This is a genomic window from Bacillus sp. HNG, from assembly GCF_003400205.1.
In the GTDB taxonomy this organism is placed as follows: domain Bacteria; phylum Bacillota; class Bacilli; order Bacillales; family Bacillaceae_L; genus Ferdinandcohnia.
In genome coordinates this window covers 1-2879 of the sequence record NZ_QUQV01000040.1, presented here as the reverse complement: position 1 = coordinate 2879, position 2879 = coordinate 1, and the positions used below count along the sequence as shown (strand labels likewise).

Below are 2879 nucleotides of genomic sequence, written 5' to 3'. Positions count from 1 at the left end.
CACCTCTGACCTATCAACCTCGTCATCTTCGAGGGATCTTACTAGTTTAACACTATGGGAAATCTCATCTTGAGGGGGGCTTCATGCTTAGATGCTTTCAGCACTTATCCCTTCCACACATAGCTACCCAGCTATGCCCTTGGCAGGACAACTGGTACACCAGCGGTGTGTCCATCCCGGTCCTCTCGTACTAAGGACAGCTCCTCTCAAATTTCCTACGCCCACGACGGATAGGGACCGAACTGTCTCACGACGTTCTGAACCCAGCTCGCGTACCGCTTTAATGGGCGAACAGCCCAACCCTTGGGACCGACTACAGCCCCAGGATGCGATGAGCCGACATCGAGGTGCCAAACCTCCCCGTCGATGTGGACTCTTGGGGGAGATAAGCCTGTTATCCCCGGGGTAGCTTTTATCCGTTGAGCGATGGCCCTTCCATGCGGAACCACCGGATCACTAAGCCCGACTTTCGTCCCTGCTCGACTTGTAGGTCTCGCAGTCAAGCTCCCTTGTGCCTTTACACTCTACGAATGATTTCCAACCATTCTGAGGGAACCTTTGGGCGCCTCCGTTACTTTTTAGGAGGCGACCGCCCCAGTCAAACTGCCCACCTGACACTGTCTCCAAGGCCGATAAGGCCTTCGGGTTAGAATTTCAATACAGCCAGGGTAGTATCCCACCGACGCCTCCACCGAAGCTGGCGCTCCGGCTTCCAAGGCTCCTACCTATCCTGTACAAGCTGTACCAAAATTCAATATCAGGTTGCAGTAAAGCTCCACGGGGTCTTTCCGTCCTGTCGCGGGTAACCTGCATCTTCACAGGTACTATAATTTCACCGAGTCTCTCGTTGAGACAGTGCCCAGATCGTTACACCTTTCGTGCGGGTCAGAACTTACCTGACAAGGAATTTCGCTACCTTAGGACCGTTATAGTTACGGCCGCCGTTTACTGGGGCTTCGATTCAGAGCTTCGCTTGCGCTAACCCCTCCTCTTAACCTTCCAGCACCGGGCAGGTGTCAGCCCCTATACTTCGCCTTGCGGCTTCGCAGAGACCTGTGTTTTTGCTAAACAGTCGCCTGGGCCTATTCACTGCGGCTTTTCAGGGCTATTCACCCTAAAAAGCACCCCTTCTCCCGAAGTTACGGGGTCATTTTGCCGAGTTCCTTAACGAGAGTTCTCTCGATCACCTTAGGATTCTCTCCTCGCCTACCTGTGTCGGTTTGCGGTACGGGCACCTTTTACCTCGCTAGAAGCTTTTCTTGGCAGTGTGGAATCAGGAACTTCGGTACTATATTTCCCTCGCCATCACAGCTCAACCTTACGGTAAGCGGATTTGCCTACTTACCAGTCTAACTGCTTGGACGCGCATATCCAACAGCGCGCTTACCCTATCCTCCTGCGTCCCTCCATTGCTCAAACGGTAATGAGGTGGTACAGGAATTTCAACCTGTTGTCCATCGCCTACGCTTTTCAGCCTCGGCTTAGGTCCCGACTAACCCTGAGCGGACGAGCCTTCCTCAGGAAACCTTAGGCATTCGGTGGAGGGGATTCTCACCCCTCTTTCGCTACTCATACCGGCATTCTCACTTCTAAGCGCTCCACCAGTCCTCTCGGTCTGACTTCGCTGCACTTAGAACGCTCTCCTACCATTGTTCGTAAGAACAATCCACAGCTTCGGTGATACGTTTAGCCCCGGTACATTTTCGGCGCAGAGTCACTCGACCAGTGAGCTATTACGCACTCTTTAAATGGTGGCTGCTTCTAAGCCAACATCCTGGTTGTCTAAGCAACTCCACATCCTTTTCCACTTAACGTATACTTTGGGACCTTAGCTGGTGGTCTGGGCTGTTTCCCTCTTGACTACGGATCTTATCACTCGCAGTCTGACTCCCGAGAATCAAGTCTTTGGCATTCGGAGTTTGACTGAATTCGGTAACCCGATGAGGGCCCCTAGTCCAATCAGTGCTCTACCTCCAAGACTCTATACTCGAGGCTAGCCCTAAAGCTATTTCGGAGAGAACCAGCTATCTCCAAGTTCGATTGGAATTTCTCCGCTACCCACACCTCATCCCCGCACTTTTCAACGTGCGTGGGTTCGGGCCTCCATTCAGTGTTACCTGAACTTCACCCTGGACATGGGTAGATCACCTGGTTTCGGGTCTACGACCACGTACTATGTCGCCCTATTCAGACTCGCTTTCGCTGCGGCTCCGTCTCTTCAACTTAACCTTGCACGGGATCGTAACTCGCCGGTTCATTCTACAAAAGGCACGCCATCACACATGAATGTGCTTTGACTACTTGTAGGCACACGGTTTCAGGTTCTCTTTCACTCCCCTTCCGGGGTGCTTTTCACCTTTCCCTCACGGTACTGGTTCACTATCGGTCACTAGGGAGTATTTAGCCTTGGGAGATGGTCCTCCCAGCTTCCGACGGGATTTCACGTGTCCCGCCGTACTCAGGATCCACTCAAGAGAGAACGAAGTTTCGACTACAGGGTTGTTACCTTCTCTGACGGACCTTTCCAGGTCGCTTCGTCTACTTCGCTCTTTTGTAACTCCGTATAGAGTGTCCTACAACCCCAAGAGGCAAGCCTCTTGGTTTGGGCTATCTTCCGTTTCGCTCGCCGCTACTCAGGAAATCGCGTTTGCTTTCTCTTCCTCCGGGTACTAAGATGTTTCAGTTCCCCGGGTCTACCTTCTCTTACCCTATGTATTCAGGTAAGGATACTGCCCCATTACGAGCAGTGGGTTTCCCCATTCGGAAATCTTCGGATCAATGCTTACTTACAGCTCCCCGAAGCATATCGGTGTTAGTACCGTCCTTCATCGGCTCCTAGTGCCAAGGCATCCACCGTGCGCCCTTCATAACTTAACCTA

Annotated in this window: 1 rRNA gene; it reads right to left on the bottom strand. The window is 52.3% G+C overall.

Annotated elements, in window-relative coordinates:
• A 23S ribosomal RNA gene (locus DZB84_RS24500) occupies nt 1–2877 on the bottom strand; the annotation flags it as partial.
• Nucleotides 2878–2879 lie beyond the last annotated feature (2 nt).